The sequence below is a fragment of the Pseudomonas sp. NPDC086112 genome, from assembly GCF_044746425.1.
GTDB lineage: Bacteria > Pseudomonadota > Gammaproteobacteria > Pseudomonadales > Pseudomonadaceae > Aquipseudomonas.
Genome location: NZ_JBIVCD010000008.1, coordinates 43494 through 61489, shown reverse-complemented (window position 1 = coordinate 61489; position 17996 = coordinate 43494). Strand labels below are relative to the sequence as shown.

Genomic DNA, 17996 nt, shown 5'->3' with positions numbered 1-17996 from the left:
CGAACGCAGCCTTCGGCAGCTGCTACAAGTGCAATGGTGCAACGTCAGTGGCCTGATGCATCCTTGTGATTGTCCAGCGTTTCCAACAAAGCCACCTGCATTCGCGTATGCACACGGATGAACCAGCGCCAGAGCAGCGCCGCCACCGCGGCCGCGACTATGACGATCAGCACCAGCAACTTGTTGGTCGGCAGAATACTGGCCGACAAGGCTGCCAGCAGCAGGAAAATCACTAACAGCGAGAGGATCGGAATCACTTCGGCGATCACCCGACGCACTCGCTGTGTGTGGCGACCGGCCATTTCCGGCTTCACACCCATCTCTGCCAGCAGCATCGACAGCGCCTTGAGCTTGCGATAGGCGGCGATCAGGAACGGCAGTGACAACAGCAACGCCCCACCCCAGATCAACGCTTTCTGCCAGCTCGGGTCGCTGATCCAGGCTTGCAGGTAAACGGACATGCGCTCGGCGAAGAACGCGCCCGAGAAAAAGATCGCAATCACCAACGCCAGATTAACCCCTACCTGCAACAGAATCCGCCGGATCATCGACGCCAACAGTACACCCTCGCCCTGAGGCTGAATGCTGCGCAGCCATTCGCCATACATCCCGAGCACACGGCCCAGACGCTGCGGCATCACTGCAGCAAGCTTGATCGAGAGCGGATCGGCCGCGCGGATCAGATACGGCGTCAACAGCGTGGTGATGACCGAAACAGCCACCGCCACCGGGTAGAGAAAGTTGCTGGTGACCTGCAGCGTCATGCCCAACGCCGCGATGATGAAAGAAAATTCGCCAATCTGTGAGAGCCCCATCCCCACGCGCAGTGAGGTGCGTCCGTCATTACCAGCGATAAAGGCACCGAGGCCGCAGGACAACATCTTGCCCAGCACCACAGCCACGGTGATCACCGCGATCGGCCAGGCGTATTGCAGCAGGATCATCGGGTCGAGCATCAGGCCGATGGCGACGAAGAAGATGGCACTGAACAGGTCTCGAACCGGCTCAATCAACTGCTCGATCTTCAGCAGTTGCCGCGATTCAGCCATGATCGCGCCGATCAGGAACGCGCCGAGGACCATGCTGTATTCAAGCTTGACTACCAACAGGCAAAAGCCGAAACACAGGCCCAGCACGGTGATTAGCAGCATCTCGTTGCTGTCGAATTTGGCCACATAGGCCAGCAGTCGGGGCACCAGCAGAATGCCAATAACCAGTGCGACAATCATGAACAGTGACAGCTTGCCGACCGTGGAAAAGACCTCGCCGGAACTGACTGTTCCACTGACCGCGATGCTCGACAGCAACGCGATGATGCCAATGCCGAGGATGTCTTCGACGATCAGCACGCCGAAGATCAGCTGTGCAAAACGCTCGTTTTTCATCTTCAGATCGTTGAGCGCCTTGACGATGATGGTGGTCGAGGAAATCGCCAGGATCGCGCCGAGGAACAGCGAGTCCATGGTATTCCAGTCGAACCAGCGGCCGATTTCGTAGCCGATCCAGATCATCAGGACGATTTCCAGGAACGCTGCGATGAACGCCGTGGCGCCAACCTTGAACAGCTTGCGCAGGCTGAACTCCAGGCCCAGGCAGAACATCAGGAAAATCACTCCGAGCTCGGCGAGGGTTTTGATGGTGGCTTCATCGTGGATCAGGCTGAACGGCGGCGTGTGCGGGCCGATGATGAAGCCGGCGACGATGTAGCCGAGCACCACTGGTTGTTTGAGACGATGAAAGAGCACGGTCACCACACCCGCGATCAACATGATCACTGCCAGATCCTGAATGAAACTGATGGCATGCATGGCATAGGCTCCTTGGAGTGGCCTTTCGAAGGGTAACACCGCGACTTCTGGCAGAAAGGCGGTGCAATATATGGAAACAGATCGATCCGGGCGTGACGGCGACCATCCGCCCGGCGTCCCGATAACTGTTGGTTTGAAAAACCGAGCACCCACAGAGGTGTAACCCCGAATCCTGCCTTGAACCCGTGAGTACGTTATGGAACCCGGAAACGCCCAGCTGTCGATGACGGTATTGATGACCCCCGACATGGCCAACTTCTCTGGCAATGTCCACGGCGGCACCCTGCTCAAATACCTCGATGAAGTGGCTTACGCCTGCGCCAGCCGCTATGCCGGCCGCTATGTGGTGACCCTGTCGGTGGATCAGGTGATTTTCCGCGAGCCGATTCACGTCGGCGAACTGGTGACTTTTCTGGCTTCGGTCAACTACACCGGCAACACCTCGATGGAGGTGGGCATCAAGGTCGTGACCGAGAACATCCGCGAGCGCTCGGTGCGTCACACCAACAGCTGTTTCTTCACCATGGTCGCAGTGGATGACCAACGCAAACCGGCCGCAGTCCCACCGCTGCAACCGCAGAACAGTGAAGACAAGCGTCGGTACATGCAGGCGCAGCAACGTCGGCAGATTCGTCAGGAACTGGAAAAGCGTTATCAGGACATCAAGGGCGACGCCTGAGGTGTTCGGTCTTTAGATCGCTTTCGCGGGCAAGCCTCGCTCCTACGGGTAATGCGCCATCCCTGTGTAGGAGCGAGGCTTGCCCGCGAAGCCTTTAAAGGCTGATCGCCGTCGCTTCGAACCGCACCCGCGGATGGGCGATCCGGTCCTGTGCCCGCACCAGTTCCAGCTCATAGCTGGCGCAGGCCTGGGTTTCCAGCATCACTTCATGCACCGCCGCCGCAGTGAATTCGAAGGCACTCACCAGATTGTCACCCTGCAGCACGCGCGCCAGGAACAACCCGGCAGTCAGATCGCCAACGCCCACCGGCTGACGCGGAAACGCCAGCAGCGGCCGACGCAGGTGCCAGCTGCCTTCAGCGGTCACCAGTAACATCTCGAAGCCCTCCGCCGGTTTTCCGGGATAGTCCAGATGCTTGACCAGCACCGCCTTCGGACCGCGAGCCAGCAGCGCTCGCGCCATGGCCAGGCAATCGAACAATGACTGCGCCTTGCGCCCCGAGAAGCTGTTCAGCTCCAACTGATTCGGGCACATGAAGTCGGCCACCGCTGCCGCCTCTTCCAGCAGAAAATCGCTGACCTCGGCTGGAACGGTGCAGCCCTTCTCCGGATGGCCCATCACCGGGTCGCAGAGGTATACCGCTTTGGGATTGATCGATTTGATTCGTTCCACGCCCGCGAGAATCGCCCGGCCCTGGGCCGCGCTGCCGAGGTAGCCGGACAACACGGCATCGCAATTGCCCAGCTCACCAATTGCAGCGATTCCTTCTACCAATTCCGGAATCTGATGCGGAGCCAGCACTTCCCCGGCCCACTGGCCATATTGCGTATGGTTGGAGAACTGCACGGTATTGAGCGGCCACACGTTCACCCCGACCCGCTGCATCGGGAAAACCGCGGCGCTGTTGCCTGCGTGGCCGAACACCACGTGGGACTGGATGGCGAGCACATGGGGCGTACGTTTCATGCGGTGAGTTTTCCGTCAAACGATTGAAATTCGAGCCGCGCAGTATGCGACTAAACGCAGCCTGTACGACAGACCGGCGACACAGTTAAGCTGGCACTATCTTGTTGGAGCACCCTGTTGATGCTGACCCTCGGAAATATCCTCGTGTTGATGCTGCTCGCCACCGGTGGCGCGTGGTTGTGGCACAACCACGGCTTGCGCGAACGTGCGCTGGAGCGGGTCATGCAGCATTGCGCCAAGCTTCGGATCGAGCTGCTGGACGGCAACGTAGCCTTGAAGAAGATCGCCTTCATTAAAGACGCCAATGGCCGTCGGCGCCTGGCCCGTGTGTATAACTTCGAATTCACCGTGACCGGCGAAACCCGCCACACCGGCACCATCACCCAGTTCGGCGCCCACAGCGCACAGATCGAGCTCGCGCCCTACCCGATGCCGTTCGACGACACTCCGCCGGTGGTCGATATCGCGAAGCCCAGAGCCGAGGTGATTGAACTGAGTCAGTGGCGGCAAGAACACACCAAGTGGCGGCCTTGAAGGTAGTTGTTGTCAGTTAAATCCATTCGCGAGCAAGCCCGCTCCCACATTTGATCTGTTGTGCTGCACAACTTGTGTGCACATCACAGCCTCCTGTGGGAGCGGGCTTGCTCGCGAAGAGGCCTTCACAGACTGCGCAAAAATCAGCTAATTCGCTTGAACCCTGCATCCCGCCAGACCTTCCTGCAACACCTCAACAGCCTGCGGCTCACTGAAAATCAACTCCATGCGCGAATCCCGACGCCATTCGCTGATCTGCCAATCCAGTAACGAGTTATCCAGCGCATTCGCCGACACCCACCCCTCGGCGCTGTGGATAACCAGCTTCGCCCGCCGCCATTCAAGGCGCTCAAGCCATTTCCCGATCAATACGGCATCGAATATCTGGCTCGGATGCCACCGCCATCCAACACTCCAGCCGCCCTCTTGCGCCTGACTCAAGCAAATCGGCAGCGTGGGGTCAGTCCAGATAGCCGGCATCTGCGCCAATCCCTTGGGCACAACAAAGTTATCCACCCCCCCGACAGCCTGAGCCCCGAGCCCCGGTAACTCGCTCAACGGCAAGGCGGCTTGCTGCGTCCAGTACAAAGGACGCATCGGCAACTGTGCGGCGATTCGTTGGCGATCGCTGTCGTCGAGGCCTTCTGCCTTGTTCAGCAACAGCAACCCGGCACTGTCCAAGGCTTGCTGTTGCGCCGCAGGCAGCGGTTTTCCGGCCGCCAGCGCCTGAGCATCCAGCACCAGCACGCACGGCTGCACCGCCAGGACACCTTGCCACGGCGCCTCATTCAATTGCCTGAGCAACTGCGCCGGATGTCCCAGCCCGGAGGGTTCGATGAACAGTCGATCCGATCGTGCCTTGCGCAGCAACCGCCCGAGGCCGATCTGAAACGGTGCACCATTGACGCAACACAAACAGCCCCCGGCCACTTCCCCCAGTGCGATACCATCGGCATCCTGGGTCAACAGCGCGGCATCCAGACCGATCTGGCCGAACTCGTTGATCAACACCGCCCAGCGCTCACCCACGGGCCGTTGCGCCAGCAGGTGCTTGATCAAGCTGGTCTTGCCAGCGCCTAGTGGGCCAGCAATGACGTGGGTGGGAATGTTCTGCAACATGGTCGAGGTTTTCTGAGGAGGTAAAGAATGCGGTTGATGGGATGGTCGTTGCTTCTGGCGCTCACGTCGGGCGAAGCACTGGCTCAGGCCTGCGTGGTGCACAGCACGGCTGAGCGGCTCGACGTGAAGGTCTGCCAGCAAAACCGCAACATCCCGGAAAAACTGTTCGCCGACGGATTCTGCCAGCCGAATCTGCCCGGGCAGAAAGTCGAGGTGCAGTACGTCGACCAATGCCCTACCGGCGCGTTCGGGGTGTGCAGCAACGCTCAAGTCGCCAATATGCCTTACCGGCAGGATATTCACTATTACGGCGTGGCCACCGATGCGGCGTATCTGAAGCCGTTTTGCGAAGCCCAGAGCCAGGGAACCTGGCTCAAACCTTGAGCGGCTAGCTCAGCCAGTCAAGGGTCAGGATCAAACGACGCTCGCCCGACACCGGCTGCGGCGAGCGGTGGATCAAACCGAAGCCTTCGTTGCCGTGCCACTTCTCCCCTTTAAGCAACGCCACTTCGCCAATGGAGATTTGCTGGATCAGCGACTCGTCCTGCGGTTCGGCCTCAGGTTTGCCTAATTGCCGGCGATCCATCGCCCCTTCTTTCAGCCATTGGCTGCCGATACCTGCGTAGGTGGTGATCAACCGCACCGGCACGTGATCGACGTGGAAACGCGGGCACATGGCTTTGTCCAGAACCCGCAGGCGCAGGCCGATACGCTGGGCGCCCAACAGGCAGGTGAAAGCGCTGACCAGCCAGGAAACATCGGCAATAAAGCCTTCGTAGCCTTCCAGATCGCTGAAGCCTGAGGCTAAACCGTGGAGATTGGGTTCGGCGTCCTCGCCGGGCATTTCCAGGGACAACGACTCGGCCAGCGGCTCATTCAGGGACAACAACAAGCGACCGAAATCGGTAATGTGCGCCGGGAGTTGGCGTTGCCAGAGGGCCAGGTTTACGCCGTCGTCCAGAATTCCGGTCAGCGCTTTTGGCGTATCACCTTGAACCTGACGAATGACCGGTCGCAGCTTAAGACTGGGCGCCAACATCAGGCGGCCGCCTCTTCGTGCCAAGGACCGAACGGATCGGGCAGTAACTGCCAACCCTCGACACCCAAGGCCATTTCATCGTCCGTCAGCAGGCAGTTATCGAGTTCGGCGGCAAGTTGCGCGAAGTCGATGTTCTGGCCGATGAACACCAGTTCCTGGCGGCAATCACCGGTGGCCGCCGTCCAGTTTTCCATGATCCCGGCGGTGCTTTCTTCGTCTTGCGGCCACTGGTTTTTCGGCACGAAACGCCACCAGCGCCCGGCAAAACCGTGCCGCATCAAGCCGCCGGCCTGGGACCAGCTGCCAGCATCCCTGTGTTTGCTGGCCAGCCAGAAAAAGCCTTTGGAACGCAGCAATTTGCCGTTCACCCATGGACGGTCGATGAAGCTGAAGAAGCGTTGCGGATGAAACGGTCGCCGCGCCCGATAGGCCGTGGAGGCGATACCGTACTCATCGGTTTCCGGCACGTGTTCACCGCGCAATTCCTGCAACCATCCCGGCGCCTGAGCAGCCTTTTCGAAGTCGAAGCGCCCGGTGTTGAGGATTTTCTTGAGCGGCACTTCGCCCATGACCATCGGAATGATTTCGGCCTGGGAATTGAGCCGCTCAAGGATCGCGATCAACTCTTGGCGCTCGTTGCTGCCGATCAAATCGATCTTGCTGATCAGGATCACGTCGGCGAATTCGATCTGCTCGATCAACAGGTCAGTGATCGAGCGTTCGTCCTCCTCGCCCAAGGTTTCGCCACGGGAAGCGAGGCTTTCGGCGGCCTGATAGTCGAGCAGGAAGTTCATGCCGTCGACCACGGTAACCATGGTGTCTAGTCGCGCTATGTCCGCCAGGCTCTGCCCTTCTTCATCGCGAAACGTAAAAGTTTCCGCTACGGGCAAAGGCTCGGAAATCCCCGTGGACTCGATCAGCAGGTAATCGAAACGACCCTCTCTGGCGAGTTTGCTGACTTCTTCGAGCAAATCTTCCCGCAAGGTGCAGCAAATGCAGCCATTACTCATTTCCACGAGTTTTTCTTCGGCACGGTTCAAGGTGACATCGCGCTGAACTTCGCTGCCATCAATGTTGATCTCACTCATGTCATTGACGATCACCGCGACACGCAAATTTTCGCGATTACGTAGTACGTAATTAAGAAGTGTACTTTTTCCGGCGCCGAGAAAGCCCGACAGGACGGTCACGGGGAGACGATTGGGCATCAGGTATTCCTCATCAGGATGTGGCCGGTCAAATCGCCCGTTGATGGCGTTCGCGCAGCTCTTCACGTTCTTTGGCTTCAATGCACAGAGTGGCGGTGGGCCGCAGCAGCAGGCGCTTGAGGCCGATCGGCTCACCGGTTTCGCGGCACCAGCCGTACTCGCCGCGAGCCACGTGTTCGAGGGCTTCGTCGATCTTGTCCAGGAGCTTCTTTTCCCGCTCCAGCAGGCGCAGTTGCCACTGGCGCTGTTCTTCGGCGCTGCCGATATCGGCGGGATCGCTGTGGGGTTCCTGCTGGCGCAACGCGTCGAACTCGCCGGCAATGCGCTCCTGCAGCTCGCTGCGCTGCGCCAGCAATAGCTCACGAAAGAAGCCTTGCTGGGCGTCGTTCATGTAATCGGCGGCGGGTTGAGCGAGGAGTTCTTGTTCAGTCATGGCGATGGATCATCAGAGCGGGCGTATTTTTATGTTATAGTATAACAACGCAAATAAGCCACTCCCCTCTTGTTACTCACGACAAAGGGCACAATGCTTTAAACCGTCCGCCCTTTTGAGAAATGCCATGGGAAACGCCCTGAAACTCTCGCTATTGAGCCTTTCGTTGCTGATCGCGGTCGATGCCAGGGGACAAGTCCCGAGCCTGGCCGACTGCACCCGCAGCGCCAATCTGCTGGCCTGCGTAGATGCCGACGGCAATGCCTACAGCGTTAACACCGTCGGTAGCACAATCTATCTGCGCGGCTTCGAAGTGGCCGGCAAACGCTATTGGGCGCAAACCAATAGCCGCTATGGGCAATTGACGTTCTTCACTGGCATCGCGTCCGATGGCGAAGCCTGGGTCGGCTACAACCGCCGGGTTGGCTGGACAACCATCAATCGGTTTTCCAGCTCCGGCGGCAGTAGCGGCAAGTTCACGTGTAGCCGGATGACCGGCTGCTAAGCCTCGAGACCGTCCAAGTGAGACGCGCCGCCGCGTCCGCATGAGCAAGTGACGTCTGTGCAGGGTGAAAGTCTGCTCACGAAAAAGGCATCGTCGATTTGATTGTTATAATATAACATGCCAAATCAAATCCCACGATGGACCTGCTCATGAATGCGCTGACTCTGCCGGATATCGCCGCGCAGGCCTCACGCCAAGCCCTGCCACTCGATTGGGTGGGCATGTGCGGCATTGCTCTTCCTGTTTTATTCGATGGCCAACGACTGAGCGCAAAGGCCGACGCTGGCGTTAGCCTCGACGATGGAGAGGCGCGCGGCATCCATATGTCGCGGCTGTATCTGGCGCTGGAAATGCTTGAGCAGGAAAATCTTTCACCGGCGTTGTTGCGGCGAGTCTTGCAGAGTTTTCTTCAGAGCCATGAAGGACTTTCCCACAACGCTTACCTAAAAATTCACACAGAACTATTGCTCAAAAGACCCGCACTCATCAGTCCGCTAGCCGGTTGGAAAACTTATCCGGTGAGCATTGAAGCGAGTTTGAAAAACGCGATGTTCCACGTGGAACTAAAAATCGATGTTCCTTATTCCTCAACCTGCCCGTGCTCAGCGGCACTTTCGCGGCAGTTGATTCAACAACAATTCGTGGATGACTTTGCCAACAAGTCGCTGCAACACGCCGACGTTCTGGCTTGGCTCGGTTCCACGAAAGGCATCGTCGCCACACCGCATAGCCAACGCAGCAATGCGCGATTGCAGTTGCGTCTGGACGATTATCTGGATGACCTGCCGCTGATCGCCGCGATCAACGATGCGGAAGCAGCCCTCGGCACCGCAGTGCAAACCGCCGTGAAACGCGCCGATGAACAAGCCTTCGCCCTCGCCAATGGACAGAACCTGATGTTCTGCGAAGACGCCGCTCGACGCTTGAACCTGGCCCTGAAACGCTCCCCGGGCATCAACGCCTTTCAGGTGCGAGTCGTTCATGCCGAAAGTCTTCATGCCCACGATGCTGTCGCTGAAAGTCGCTGGAATTGGGAGGCTGCATGATCCAATGCCAAGCCTTGCGCTGGGGCGCTCCCGGTCAACCGCTCACGCCATCGGTGGATTTCCAGTTACCCAAAGGAAGTCTGACCGCTGTCATCGGTGCCAACGGTTCGGGTAAAACCAGCCTGCTGAAAGTCATCGCCGGTCTGCAAAAGCCACTGGCTGGAAAAGTCATCATTGATGTTCCACGCAAAGGCGGCCTTTCGTTCCTGCCTCAGCAACAACATCTGGATCGGCAGTTCCCCATCAGCCTGAAAGAGTTGGTGGCCGCAGGTTTCTGGGGCAGCAAGCAAACTCCGGAAATTCGCAGCCAACGCCTCAAGTCTGCGCTGGAAGACTGGTGCCTGAGTGGCCTGGAACATCGCCCATTGATGGCCCTCTCCGGAGGCGAATTGCAGCGTGCCCTGCTCGCCCGGTTGAGTCTTGCAGAAGCCCCCTTGTTGTTGCTCGACGAACCCCACGCCGCGCTCGACGAACTCGGCCAGGCGCTGCTCTGGAAACACATCCATGCCTGGCATGCCGAAGGTCGAACGCTGGTGGTGGTGTGTCATGACCTGGCCGCCGTGCGCCAACACATCCCACAAGCCCTATTGATCAAAAGCAGCGGCTGCGTCCTCGGCCTCAGTACCGATCTGATTCACCAACAACCCCAGACACAGGTGGCTTGATGATCGCTGCCGCTCAGCTTTGGCAACCGTTCCACGAATTCGTATTCATGCGCCGGGCGTTGCTTGGTGGTCTCGTTCTGGCGTGCAGTACAGCACCGCTTGGGGTGTTTCTGATCCTGCGGCGCATGAGTCTGATCGGCGATGCAGTGGCTCACGGCATCTTGCCGGGCGCCGCATTGGGCTTCTGGTTTGCCGGGTTGAGCCTGCCCGCGTTGACCATCGGGGGCCTCGGCGCGGGCCTGAGCATGGCCGGACTGGCGGCCTGGATCACCCGCCGCACCGGCCTGCGGGAAGACGCGAGCCTGGCCGCGATCTACCCGATATCGCTGGCCAGCGGCGTGCTGATCCTCGGTATCGCCGGTAAGCGGCTGGACCTGTTGCACCTGTTGTTTGGCTCGGCGCTCGCGGTCGACGGGCCGACGTTGATCGGCATGATTTGGGTCTCGGGCTTTAGCCTGATCGCCATGGCCCTCATCTACAAACCCCTGTTGCTGGACACCCTCGACCCGCTCTTTCTGCAAACCGTCAGCCGCCTCGGGCCACTGGCTCACGGGGTATTTCTGACCCTGGTGGTGCTGAATCTGGTGATCGGCTTCCAGGCTATCGGTGCCTTGATGGTGGTCGGTTTGATGATGTTGCCGGCCGCGGCTTCTCGCTTCTGGAGTCGTCGCTTGCCGGTACTGATCGCCATCGCCGCGCTGCTCGGTTGCCTCTCGGTCTGGTTCGGCTTGTTGCTGTCGTTCTACTACTCGCTACCCAGCGGCCCGGCGATCGTGCTGGTGGCTGGCGGTTTGTATCTGCTGTCCGTGGTGTTCGGTCCGGTGCACGGCTTGCTGCGCCGCCCGCCTTTGCTCACATCCCAATGAGGTCTTGCCCGATGCGCGCTTTACTCGTGCTGTTCAGTCTGATGCTGTCGATGTCGCTGTCTGCCGCGGAAAAACTCCAGGTAGTCACCAGCTTCAGCATCCTCGCCGACATGACCCATCAGGTCGGCGGCGACCATATCCAGATCACCAACATGGTCGGACCGGACGCCGATGCCCATACCTACGAGCCGACCCCGGACGATGCCAAGGCATTGCTCAAGGCCAGACTGATCATCAAGAACGGGCTAGGTTTCGAGCCATGGCTGGACCGTCTGGTGACCAGCACCGAGACCAAAGCTGCGGTCATCAGTGCCAGCCGCGGTGTCATTCCACGCTCACTGGATGAAGACGGCGAAACCATTCCCGATCCACACGCCTGGCACAACCTGGCAAACAGCGAGCTGTACATCAGCAACATCACCAAAGCGCTGATCGCCGCCGACCCTGCCAACAGAACCGACTACGAACACAACAGCCAGGCCTACCTGAAAAAGATCTACGCCTTGCTCGCCGAGGCCAAAGCCAAGCTCGGTTCGCTACCGCCGGGTAATCGCAAAATCGTGACCTCCCATGACGCCTTCGGCTATCTCGGTCAGGCTTACGGCATCGACTTCATGGCGCCACAAGGTCTGTCCACCGAACGTGAACCGTCGGCGTCCGAAGTCGCTGCGCTGATCACCCAGATCCGTCAGGCCAAGGTCAAAGCGGTGTTCATGGAAAACATCAAGGACGCACGCCTGCTCAAGCAAATCGCCGATGAAAGCGGCGCGCATATCGGCGGCACGCTGTACTCCGATGCCCTCGCGACGACTGGCCCGGCGAGCACGTTCGCCGGGTTGTTCGAATACAACCTCAACACCTTGTATGAGGCGTTGAACAAGCCATGATCCGCAAAAATCCTTCCGGCGATCTGCCGCTGATTGCGGAGTCCGCGTACGTGGATAAAACCGCCATCATCTGCGGCAAAGTGGTGGTCGGCGAGAACGTGTTCGTCGGTCCCTACGCGGTGATTCGCGCCGATGAAGTGGATGATTCGGGCGAGATGGAGCCAATCACCATCGGCGCCAATTCGAACATCCAGGACGGCGTGGTGATCCACTCCAAGTCGGGGGCGGCGGTGACCATCGGCGAGTTCAGCTCCATTGCCCACCGTTCCATCGTGCATGGACCCTGCACCGTCGGTAATCGCGTGTTCATCGGGTTCAACAGCGTGCTGTTCAACTGCGCGGTGGGCGACGGTTGCGTGGTGCGGCACAACTCGGTGGTCGATGGTCGTGACTTGCCTGAAGACTTCTACGTGCCCTCCACCACGCGCATCGGCCCCAACACTGACCTGTCGCAGTTCCCACCGGTGAGCGTCAGTGCCTCGGAGTTTTCCGAGGACGTGGCGCGCACCAACGTCGATCTGGTGCGGGGCTACAAAGCCCTGCAAAACGAGTTCTGACCATGAGCAGCGTGTTGATTCGCAACGCCCGGCTGGTCAATGAAGGTCGTGAATTCGACGGTGATTTGCTGGTAAGCCACGGCCGCATCGTCAAGATCGCCAGCAGTATCGAAGGTGAAACGGCCGCCGTGGAAATCGACGCCAACGGCCAATGGCTGCTGCCGGGCATGATCGATGACCAGGTGCATTTCCGCGACCCCGGAGCGCCGGACAAGGGCAGCTTCCATACCGAGTCTCGGGCGGCGGTGGCCGGCGGCATCACCAGTTTCATGGACATGCCCAACACCTCCCCGGCCACCTTGACCCTCGCTGCGCTGGCCGACAAAAAGCGTCGGGCGGCGACCAGCTCAGTGGCCAATTACGGCTTTCATTTCGGCGTGAGCAACGACAATCTCGATACCGTCGCCGCGCTCAGTCCTTGTGAGGTGGCCGGAGTCAAAGTGTTCATGGGCGCCTCCACCGGCAACATGCTGGTGGACGATCCACGGATTCTCGAGCGGCTCTTCGCCGAGGTGCCGACCATTTTGTTGGCTCACTGCGAACACACACCCAGCATCGAAACCAATGCCGCGAACCTGCGAGAGCTGTTCGGCGAGCACCTTCCGCCCGCCGCTCACCCGCTGATCCGCAACGCCGAAGCGTGCTTTCGCTCCTCCTCAATGGCCGTTGATCTGGCCAGGCGACACAACACCCGACTTCACGTTTTACACTTGAGCACTGCCCGTGAGCTGGCGCTGTTCGAAGACCAGCCGCAGGCACAGAAGCGCATCACCGCCGAAGTCTGTCTGCATCACTTGCTGTTCGATGATCGCGACTACCCGAGCCTTGGCAACCTGATCAAGTGCAACCCTGCGATCAAGACTCAGGCCGACCGCGATGCCTTGCGCAAAGCATTGTTGAGCAATCGACTGGATGTGATCGGCAGTGATCACGCGCCTCATACCTGGGCCGAAAAACAGCGGCCCTACAGTCAGGCGCCGTCCGGTTTGCCGTTGGTGCAACACGCCCTGCCCGCGTTGCTGGAGCTGGTGTCCGATGAGATATTGCCGATCACCACCCTCGTGACCAAGACCAGTCACCGGGTCGCCGATTTGTTTGCCATCCCCGACCGCGGCTACCTGCGCGAAGGCTACTGGGCCGACCTGGTATTGATCAAACCCGAGCCCGATGGCCTTGCCGTTTCCCGGCAACCGATCCTCTCTCAATGCGGCTGGACGCCCTTCACCCACCATTGTTTTCGCCACAGCGTCACCACTACGGTCGTGTCGGGGCAAATTGCCTGGCACGACCAACGTCTTAATGACAGCTGCCAGGGTTTAGCCCTACGGTTTATGCGCTAGCGCGCGTTATCGAAAACATTCGAGAACACGATCATGATCCACATCACCCTGCCCGATGGTTCATTGCGTGAGTACGATCAGCCGCTGACTGTGTATGAAGTCGCTGCGAGTATCAGTCTCGGGTTGGCCAACGCGGCGGTGGCCGGTCGGGTCGACGGCGTGTTGGTGGATTGTGGATTCCTGATAAAGGGCGATGCCCGGGTGAGTATCGTCACGCCCCAGGAACCCGATGGCCTGGAGATCCTTCGCCGTTCCTGCGCGCTGATGCTGGCCATGGCCGTCAAACAGCTCCATCCACACGCGCAATTGCGGGCCGGATCGTCGCTGGGTGACGGTTTCTTTTATGAGTTTGCTTTCCGGCGCTCTTTAACCTTGGCCGAGCTGCCCCTGATTGAAGCGCGCATGCATGCATTGGCGGCAACCAACCATTCGATCCGACGGGAAATAGCTACCCGGGCGACACCAACCGAACGGTTATCGCTGTATCGCTTGGGAGATTTTGAAAGTTTTGCTGCAGGTCCGCATGTTCCCACCACCAAAGTGTTGCAGGCCTTTGCTCTGGATCATATTGGCGGCACCTCTGAGCAACGGATCTACGGTACATGCTGGTCCAGCCAACAGGAACTGGACACCTGGCGAGCGCCGTCGCAGGTGATGGTCGTGAACATCGATGAACGTCAGAGCGCTTATGCACACTCGGTGACCGAGACACTGCGCCGCCGCGGATTGCGCGCCAACTCGGACCTGCGTAACGAGAAAATCAGCCACAAGATTCGCCAGCACAGCCAGAAAGTGCCGTATCTGCTGGTAGTGGGAGAGAAGGAAAAGGAAGGCGGGTTTGTCAGCATGCGCAGCGGCAGTGGAGAGGATTTCGGGGAGAAAGGGATTGAGGCGGTGTGTGAATTGTTGAATCCGCTCAGGACGGGAGGTGCCTGAGCGGACGCCTTCGCGGGCAAGCCTCGCTCCTACAGCATCTGTATCGTTCGCACGATCGACATTGATACCCCGTAGGAACGAGGCTTGCCCGCGAAGCTTTTAGGCCCGCGGTTTAACGGTCCCGCAATCCTGGCCCAACCACACAGCGCGAGTATCGAGGCTACCCTTCTGCTGAATGCCGGTGGCGTTGAAGGTGCCGTTGACCTTGGTGGTGAACTCACGATCGCTGAGGAATGTGGCGACACCCGCACCTTGCGCTTTCGGGCAGCTGAAACGGAATTTCCATTGGTTGCCGGTACGTTCGGTGATTTGCTGCTTGCAGCCCGATTGTGGGTCCGTCAGTGGAATGTTGTCGGTCTTCACCTGCTCGGGCGTCAGGCACGCCCGAATCCCTTTGCCGCCCATGGTGATGCCCTGCTTCTCCAGCTGCGCACGCTGTTCAGGGGTCATCTGACTCTGTATCTGGCCAAGGATCAGTTGCAGATCGGGCAGGTTCTGGTCATCGACCTTCATGTTGCTTGAAGTCATTTCCCACAAGCCCGGCTGCAACATCTGCGCCTGAGCAGCCACAGGCAGTGTCAAACCAAACGCAATGGCCAAACCCAGCAGACGAACGTTCATCGAGTAACTCCTGATCATTAGTGGCCGTTAGACGTCAGCCACGGGCTTCGGTTCATGGGCCAATTAAATAGCGACATTCTGCCCGGAACATGGTCTGTTAAGCATTGAATCTTCAGGAGCAAGGCTGCCCCATGGATTACTTTGGACCGCATGTTTTCGGTTATCTGATCGCTCTGCTGCACGCGCTGGGCTCGATTGCCGCCATCCATGCCGTATTGACCGTTCGGACCGCTCAGGGCTCGATCGCCTGGGCTCTGTCACTGCTGTTCATTCCCTACCTCACGCTTATCCCTTATCTGGTCTTCGGCCGCAGCACCTTCGATGGCTATATCAAGGCCCGGCGGCAAGCCAACGAGGAAATGCGCAAGGCAATCTCCGAGCTGAACTGGCGCCCCTGGGTAGAAGAGGCGCTGGCTGCTCGTGCCTCCAGCGCCTACGCGTCGTTGAGGGCCATGCCGAAACTGGGGCGCATGCCGTGCCTGGCGAACAACGAAGTACACCTATTGATTGATGGCCAAGCCACCTTCGATGCGATTTTCGACGCCATCAGTAACGCCCGGCAAGCGGTGTTGATCCAGTTCTTCATCATCCACGACGATCGCCTCGGCCAACGCCTGCACACCTTGCTGACCAGGAAAGCTGCCGAAGGCGTGGCGATTTACTTGCTCTACGACCGCATCGGCAGCCACTCCCTGCCCCATGGTTATGTACAACCGTTGCGCGATGCCGGTATCGAGGTCAAAGCCTTCGCCACCCGCAGCGGCTGGCTCAACCGCTTTCAGGTCAATTTCCGCAACCACCGCAAGATCGTCGTGGTCGACGGAATTGTCGGTTTTGTCGGCGGGCTCAACGTCGGCGACGAGTACATGGGCGAGAAACCACCCCTGGCACCATGGCGCGACACCCACGTGCAAGTGCGCGGGCCGGTGGTGGCCTGCATGCAGGAGTCCTTTGCCGAAGACTGGTTCTGGGCAGCCCGTTCGCTTCCACCATTGATCCTGCCGGAGGTTTATCCGGATGACGGCGTGCTCTGCCAATTGCTGGCCACCGGCCCGGCGGATTCCTACGAAACCTGTTCACTATTCTTCGTCGAAGCCATCCATGCGGCGATGGAACGGGTGTGGATCACCACCCCTTACTTCATCCCCGACGAAGCGGTGTTCGCCGCGTTACGACTGGCAGTATTGCGTGGTGTGGATGTACGGATTTTGTTGCCGTCGCGGGCGGATCACCGGATCGTCTACGCCGCGTCCAGCCTTTACGCCTTCGAAGCAGTACGTGCTGGCGTACGCCTGTTCCGTTACCAGCCGGGGTTCATGCATCAGAAAGTGGTGCTGATCGACAGCGAAATCAGCGCCATTGGCAGCGCCAACATGGACAACCGTTCGTTCCGGCTGAATTTCGAAGTGATGTTGCTGACGGTCGACAGTGCGTTTGCTGCCGAAGTGGAACAGATGCTCAACGATGACTTCGCCCAGGCTCACGAAATCGCCAAAGAAGAAAGCCGGGAGACCCACCGTCTGCAACAGATCGGCATGCGGATCGCCCGGCTTATTTCACCGATTCTTTAAGGGTTGTAAATGTCGTCGCGGGTCCAGGGCAGTTCATGGCTGCCATCGGGATGGGTTTTCACCGCGAGAATTTGATGCAGGTTGATCCAGCCTCTGGCAAAGGCATAGGCGCATCCCGCCAGGTACAACCGCCAGATCCGTAAAGCCTGCTCCGGCACCAGTTTGCCGGCGGCTTCCAGATTATCTTCCAGGCGTTCGCTCCAGTGGTCCAGGGTTCGCGCGTAATGCAGGCGCAGGCTCTCGACATCGACAATCTCCAGCCCCGCTTCGCTGATCTCGGCCGAGATCATCGACAGATGCGGCAGCTCGCCGTTGGGGAACACGTACTTCTCAATGAATTCACCAGCGCCGCGCCCAACCGGACGACCATCGGTGTGCTTGGCGGTGATCCCGTGGTTCATCACCAGGCCACCCTCTTTCACCGCGCCGAACAAGGTTTTGCAGTACTCGGCAAGATTCGCATGGCCAACGTGTTCGAACATGCCGACGCTGACCACCTTGTCGAAGCGCCCGTCCTGAGGCAAATCGCGGTAGTCGAGCAGTTGCAATTCGATCTGATCCTCCAGGCCTTCGGCTTTCACCCGTTCACGGGCCAGCTCCAATTGCTCCTTACTCAGTGTAATCCCGAACACTTTCGCGCCGAACTCACGAGCCGCATACCGCGCCAACCCGCCCCAGCCGCAACCGACATCCAGCAAATACTCGCCTGGTTGCAACCGCAGCTTGCGGCACAGGTGGCGAAACTTGGCCTGTTGGGCTTGCTCCAGAGTTTCACTGCCGGTCTCGAAATAGGCGCAGGAATACGCCATGTCGCTGTCGAGCCACAGTTGGTAAAACGCGTTGGAGAGGTCGTAGTGGTAGGAGATGGCTTTGGCATCGGTCTCTTTGTCATGAACCGTGCGCACCGGTTGTGCATCTTCGTCTTCGTTGATCAGCGCCTGACTCCACTCATCGCAGACACGAATCACGTCGCTGATAGAGCCTTCCAGTTCCAGCTTGCCTTCGACGAACGCCGCCCCCAACGCGTCGAGGCTGGGATGGGTGAACTGGGTAACCATGTGGGGGTCCTTGACCACAATGGTGACGCTGGGCGTCGGCCCCAGATTGAACTCATGGCCGTCCCAGAGTCGCAAGCGAAGCGGTAATTGCAGGTTCTGTAAGGCCGGTGGAAGTTGCGCGAGCATGAAAAGTCCCCCTTGTTTCAGACGTCAAATC

General features: G+C 59.2%; 20 protein-coding genes and 1 pseudogene. 13 read left to right on the top strand and 8 right to left on the bottom strand.

Features of this window, described 5'->3' with window-relative positions; all coding sequences use genetic code 11:
• Nucleotides 1-44: 44 nt before the first annotated feature.
• Nucleotides 45-1808, bottom strand: a complete 1764-nt coding sequence (locus ACIPLA_RS08445) for a cation:proton antiporter (protein ID WP_401172915.1) — start codon at nucleotides 1806-1808, stop codon at nucleotides 45-47.
• 196 nt (nucleotides 1809-2004) lie between these two features.
• On the opposite strand from ACIPLA_RS08445, the gene ACIPLA_RS08440 reads away from it, so the two are divergent.
• Entirely contained in the window at nucleotides 2005-2487 is a 483-nt protein-coding gene (locus tag ACIPLA_RS08440) for an acyl-CoA thioesterase (RefSeq protein ID WP_007896533.1), read from the top strand.
• Nucleotides 2488-2581: 94 nt separating this feature from the next.
• Here the strand turns inward: ACIPLA_RS08440 and pdxY are convergent, their stop codons facing one another.
• Nucleotides 2582-3454, bottom strand: a complete 873-nt coding sequence (gene pdxY / locus ACIPLA_RS08435; RefSeq protein WP_218395633.1) for a pyridoxal kinase PdxY — start codon at nucleotides 3452-3454, stop codon at nucleotides 2582-2584.
• A gap of 120 nt (nucleotides 3455-3574) precedes the next feature.
• Between pdxY and ACIPLA_RS08430 the strand changes: the two genes are divergently transcribed.
• The gene (locus ACIPLA_RS08430) at nucleotides 3575-3988 is read left to right on the top strand and encodes a DUF3301 domain-containing protein (protein WP_095052328.1); all 414 of its coding nucleotides are present in this window, start codon (nucleotides 3575-3577) and stop codon (nucleotides 3986-3988) included.
• Between the two features lie 147 nt (nucleotides 3989-4135).
• Here the strand turns inward: ACIPLA_RS08430 and ACIPLA_RS08425 are convergent, their stop codons facing one another.
• The gene (locus ACIPLA_RS08425) at nucleotides 4136-5107 is read right to left on the bottom strand and encodes a CobW family GTP-binding protein (protein WP_401172914.1); all 972 of its coding nucleotides are present in this window, start codon (nucleotides 5105-5107) and stop codon (nucleotides 4136-4138) included.
• A 27-nt stretch (nucleotides 5108-5134) separates the two neighbouring features.
• Here ACIPLA_RS08425 and ACIPLA_RS08420 point away from each other — a divergent pair, with 27 nt between their 5' ends.
• Nucleotides 5135-5491 carry a hypothetical protein gene (locus tag ACIPLA_RS08420; protein WP_008073576.1) on the top strand — a complete coding sequence of 119 codons (357 nt, stop codon included), beginning with the start codon at nucleotides 5135-5137 and terminating at the stop codon, nucleotides 5489-5491.
• Nucleotides 5492-5495: 4 nt separating this feature from the next.
• Here ACIPLA_RS08420 and ACIPLA_RS08415 read toward each other — a convergent pair whose 3' ends face one another.
• Genes ACIPLA_RS08415 through dksA form a run of 3 tightly spaced genes read right to left on the bottom strand, consistent with a single transcriptional unit; the run spans nucleotide 5496 to nucleotide 7787 of the window.
• A complete protein-coding gene (locus tag ACIPLA_RS08415) occupies nucleotides 5496-6146 on the bottom strand; it encodes a DUF1826 domain-containing protein (protein ID WP_401172913.1) in 651 nt (216 codons plus the stop codon).
• A complete protein-coding gene (gene zigA, locus ACIPLA_RS08410; protein WP_401172912.1) occupies nucleotides 6146-7354 on the bottom strand; it encodes a zinc metallochaperone GTPase ZigA in 1209 nt (402 codons plus the stop codon). The genes ACIPLA_RS08415 and zigA overlap by 1 nt, the downstream gene beginning before the upstream one ends.
• A gap of 28 nt (nucleotides 7355-7382) precedes the next feature.
• Complete coding sequence (gene dksA, locus ACIPLA_RS08405; RefSeq protein WP_218395641.1) at nucleotides 7383-7787, bottom strand: RNA polymerase-binding protein DksA; 405 nt, start codon at nucleotides 7785-7787, stop codon at nucleotides 7383-7385.
• A 127-nt stretch (nucleotides 7788-7914) separates the two neighbouring features.
• On the opposite strand from dksA, the gene ACIPLA_RS08400 reads away from it, so the two are divergent.
• The 8 genes from ACIPLA_RS08400 (at nucleotide 7915) to ACIPLA_RS08365 (ending at nucleotide 14589) form a co-directional block, all read left to right on the top strand.
• Nucleotides 7915-8292, top strand: a complete 378-nt coding sequence (locus tag ACIPLA_RS08400) for a glutamine synthetase (protein ID WP_401172911.1) — start codon at nucleotides 7915-7917, stop codon at nucleotides 8290-8292.
• 149 nt (nucleotides 8293-8441) lie between these two features.
• Complete coding sequence (folE2, locus tag ACIPLA_RS08395; RefSeq protein ID WP_401172910.1) at nucleotides 8442-9338, top strand: GTP cyclohydrolase FolE2; 897 nt, start codon at nucleotides 8442-8444, stop codon at nucleotides 9336-9338.
• Entirely contained in the window at nucleotides 9335-10003 is a 669-nt protein-coding gene (locus ACIPLA_RS08390; protein ID WP_401172909.1) for a metal ABC transporter ATP-binding protein, read from the top strand. The genes folE2 and ACIPLA_RS08390 overlap by 4 nt, the downstream gene beginning before the upstream one ends.
• Entirely contained in the window at nucleotides 10003-10869 is an 867-nt protein-coding gene (locus ACIPLA_RS08385; protein ID WP_401172908.1) for a metal ABC transporter permease, read from the top strand. The genes ACIPLA_RS08390 and ACIPLA_RS08385 overlap by 1 nt, the downstream gene beginning before the upstream one ends.
• Before the next feature lie 11 nt (nucleotides 10870-10880).
• Complete coding sequence (locus ACIPLA_RS08380) at nucleotides 10881-11756, top strand: metal ABC transporter substrate-binding protein (RefSeq protein ID WP_401172907.1); 876 nt, start codon at nucleotides 10881-10883, stop codon at nucleotides 11754-11756.
• Nucleotides 11753-12313 (top strand): carbonate dehydratase, encoded by a 561-nt coding sequence (locus ACIPLA_RS08375; protein WP_401172906.1) that lies wholly within the window; start codon nucleotides 11753-11755, stop codon nucleotides 12311-12313. Before ACIPLA_RS08380 ends, ACIPLA_RS08375 begins: the two co-directional genes overlap by 4 nt.
• 2 nt (nucleotides 12314-12315) lie before the next feature.
• Nucleotides 12316-13653 (top strand): dihydroorotase, encoded by a 1338-nt coding sequence (locus tag ACIPLA_RS08370; RefSeq protein ID WP_401172905.1) that lies wholly within the window; start codon nucleotides 12316-12318, stop codon nucleotides 13651-13653.
• Between the two features lie 33 nt (nucleotides 13654-13686).
• Nucleotides 13687-14589, top strand: a complete 903-nt coding sequence (locus ACIPLA_RS08365) for a His/Gly/Thr/Pro-type tRNA ligase C-terminal domain-containing protein (RefSeq protein ID WP_401172904.1) — start codon at nucleotides 13687-13689, stop codon at nucleotides 14587-14589.
• A 99-nt stretch (nucleotides 14590-14688) separates the two neighbouring features.
• Here ACIPLA_RS08365 and ACIPLA_RS08360 read toward each other — a convergent pair whose 3' ends face one another.
• A complete protein-coding gene (locus ACIPLA_RS08360; protein ID WP_008007839.1) occupies nucleotides 14689-15210 on the bottom strand; it encodes a DUF3617 domain-containing protein in 522 nt (173 codons plus the stop codon).
• Nucleotides 15211-15237: 27 nt separating this feature from the next.
• Between ACIPLA_RS08360 and ACIPLA_RS08355 the strand changes: the two are divergent.
• Nucleotides 15238-15318 (top strand): annotated as a pseudogene (locus ACIPLA_RS08355) (CRISPR-associated DxTHG motif protein); the annotation flags it as partial.
• A 23-nt stretch (nucleotides 15319-15341) separates the two neighbouring features.
• Nucleotides 15342-16781, top strand: coding sequence for a cardiolipin synthase (gene cls, locus ACIPLA_RS08350; RefSeq protein ID WP_401172903.1), 1440 nt, complete (start codon nucleotides 15342-15344; stop codon nucleotides 16779-16781).
• Here the strand turns inward: cls and cfaB are convergent.
• The gene (cfaB, locus tag ACIPLA_RS08345) at nucleotides 16778-17965 is read right to left on the bottom strand and encodes a C17 cyclopropane fatty acid synthase CfaB (protein WP_401172902.1); all 1188 of its coding nucleotides are present in this window, start codon (nucleotides 17963-17965) and stop codon (nucleotides 16778-16780) included. The two genes, cls and cfaB, sit on opposite strands and share 4 nt — an antisense overlap.
• Nucleotides 17966-17996 lie beyond the last annotated feature (31 nt).

Bases quoted from the DNA above. Each gene is read 5' to 3' on its own strand.
- ACIPLA_RS08380 (WP_401172907.1), top strand. From the start codon at position 10,881: ATGCGCGCTTTACTCGTGCTGTTCAGTCTGATGCTGTCGATGTCGCTG.
- ACIPLA_RS08375 (WP_401172906.1), top strand. From the start codon at position 11,753: ATGATCCGCAAAAATCCTTCCGGCGATCTGCCGCTGATTGCGGAGTCC.
- zigA (WP_401172912.1), bottom strand. From the start codon at position 7,354: ATGCCCAATCGTCTCCCCGTGACCGTCCTGTCGGGCTTTCTCGGCGCC.
- ACIPLA_RS08385 (WP_401172908.1), top strand. From the start codon at position 10,003: ATGATCGCTGCCGCTCAGCTTTGGCAACCGTTCCACGAATTCGTATTC.
- cfaB (WP_401172902.1), bottom strand. From the start codon at position 17,965: ATGCTCGCGCAACTTCCACCGGCCTTACAGAACCTGCAATTACCGCTT.
- ACIPLA_RS08440 (WP_007896533.1), top strand. From the start codon at position 2,005: ATGGAACCCGGAAACGCCCAGCTGTCGATGACGGTATTGATGACCCCC.
- ACIPLA_RS08365 (WP_401172904.1), top strand. From the start codon at position 13,687: ATGATCCACATCACCCTGCCCGATGGTTCATTGCGTGAGTACGATCAG.
- ACIPLA_RS08425 (WP_401172914.1), bottom strand. From the start codon at position 5,107: ATGTTGCAGAACATTCCCACCCACGTCATTGCTGGCCCACTAGGCGCT.
- ACIPLA_RS08430 (WP_095052328.1), top strand. From the start codon at position 3,575: ATGCTGACCCTCGGAAATATCCTCGTGTTGATGCTGCTCGCCACCGGT.
- dksA (WP_218395641.1), bottom strand. From the start codon at position 7,787: ATGACTGAACAAGAACTCCTCGCTCAACCCGCCGCCGATTACATGAAC.
- ACIPLA_RS08370 (WP_401172905.1), top strand. From the start codon at position 12,316: ATGAGCAGCGTGTTGATTCGCAACGCCCGGCTGGTCAATGAAGGTCGT.
- ACIPLA_RS08390 (WP_401172909.1), top strand. From the start codon at position 9,335: ATGATCCAATGCCAAGCCTTGCGCTGGGGCGCTCCCGGTCAACCGCTC.
- ACIPLA_RS08445 (WP_401172915.1), bottom strand. From the start codon at position 1,808: ATGCATGCCATCAGTTTCATTCAGGATCTGGCAGTGATCATGTTGATC.
- ACIPLA_RS08415 (WP_401172913.1), bottom strand. From the start codon at position 6,146: ATGTTGGCGCCCAGTCTTAAGCTGCGACCGGTCATTCGTCAGGTTCAA.
- ACIPLA_RS08420 (WP_008073576.1), top strand. From the start codon at position 5,135: ATGCGGTTGATGGGATGGTCGTTGCTTCTGGCGCTCACGTCGGGCGAA.
- ACIPLA_RS08360 (WP_008007839.1), bottom strand. From the start codon at position 15,210: ATGAACGTTCGTCTGCTGGGTTTGGCCATTGCGTTTGGTTTGACACTG.
- folE2 (WP_401172910.1), top strand. From the start codon at position 8,442: ATGAATGCGCTGACTCTGCCGGATATCGCCGCGCAGGCCTCACGCCAA.
- ACIPLA_RS08400 (WP_401172911.1), top strand. From the start codon at position 7,915: ATGGGAAACGCCCTGAAACTCTCGCTATTGAGCCTTTCGTTGCTGATC.
- pdxY (WP_218395633.1), bottom strand. From the start codon at position 3,454: ATGAAACGTACGCCCCATGTGCTCGCCATCCAGTCCCACGTGGTGTTC.
- cls (WP_401172903.1), top strand. From the start codon at position 15,342: ATGGATTACTTTGGACCGCATGTTTTCGGTTATCTGATCGCTCTGCTG.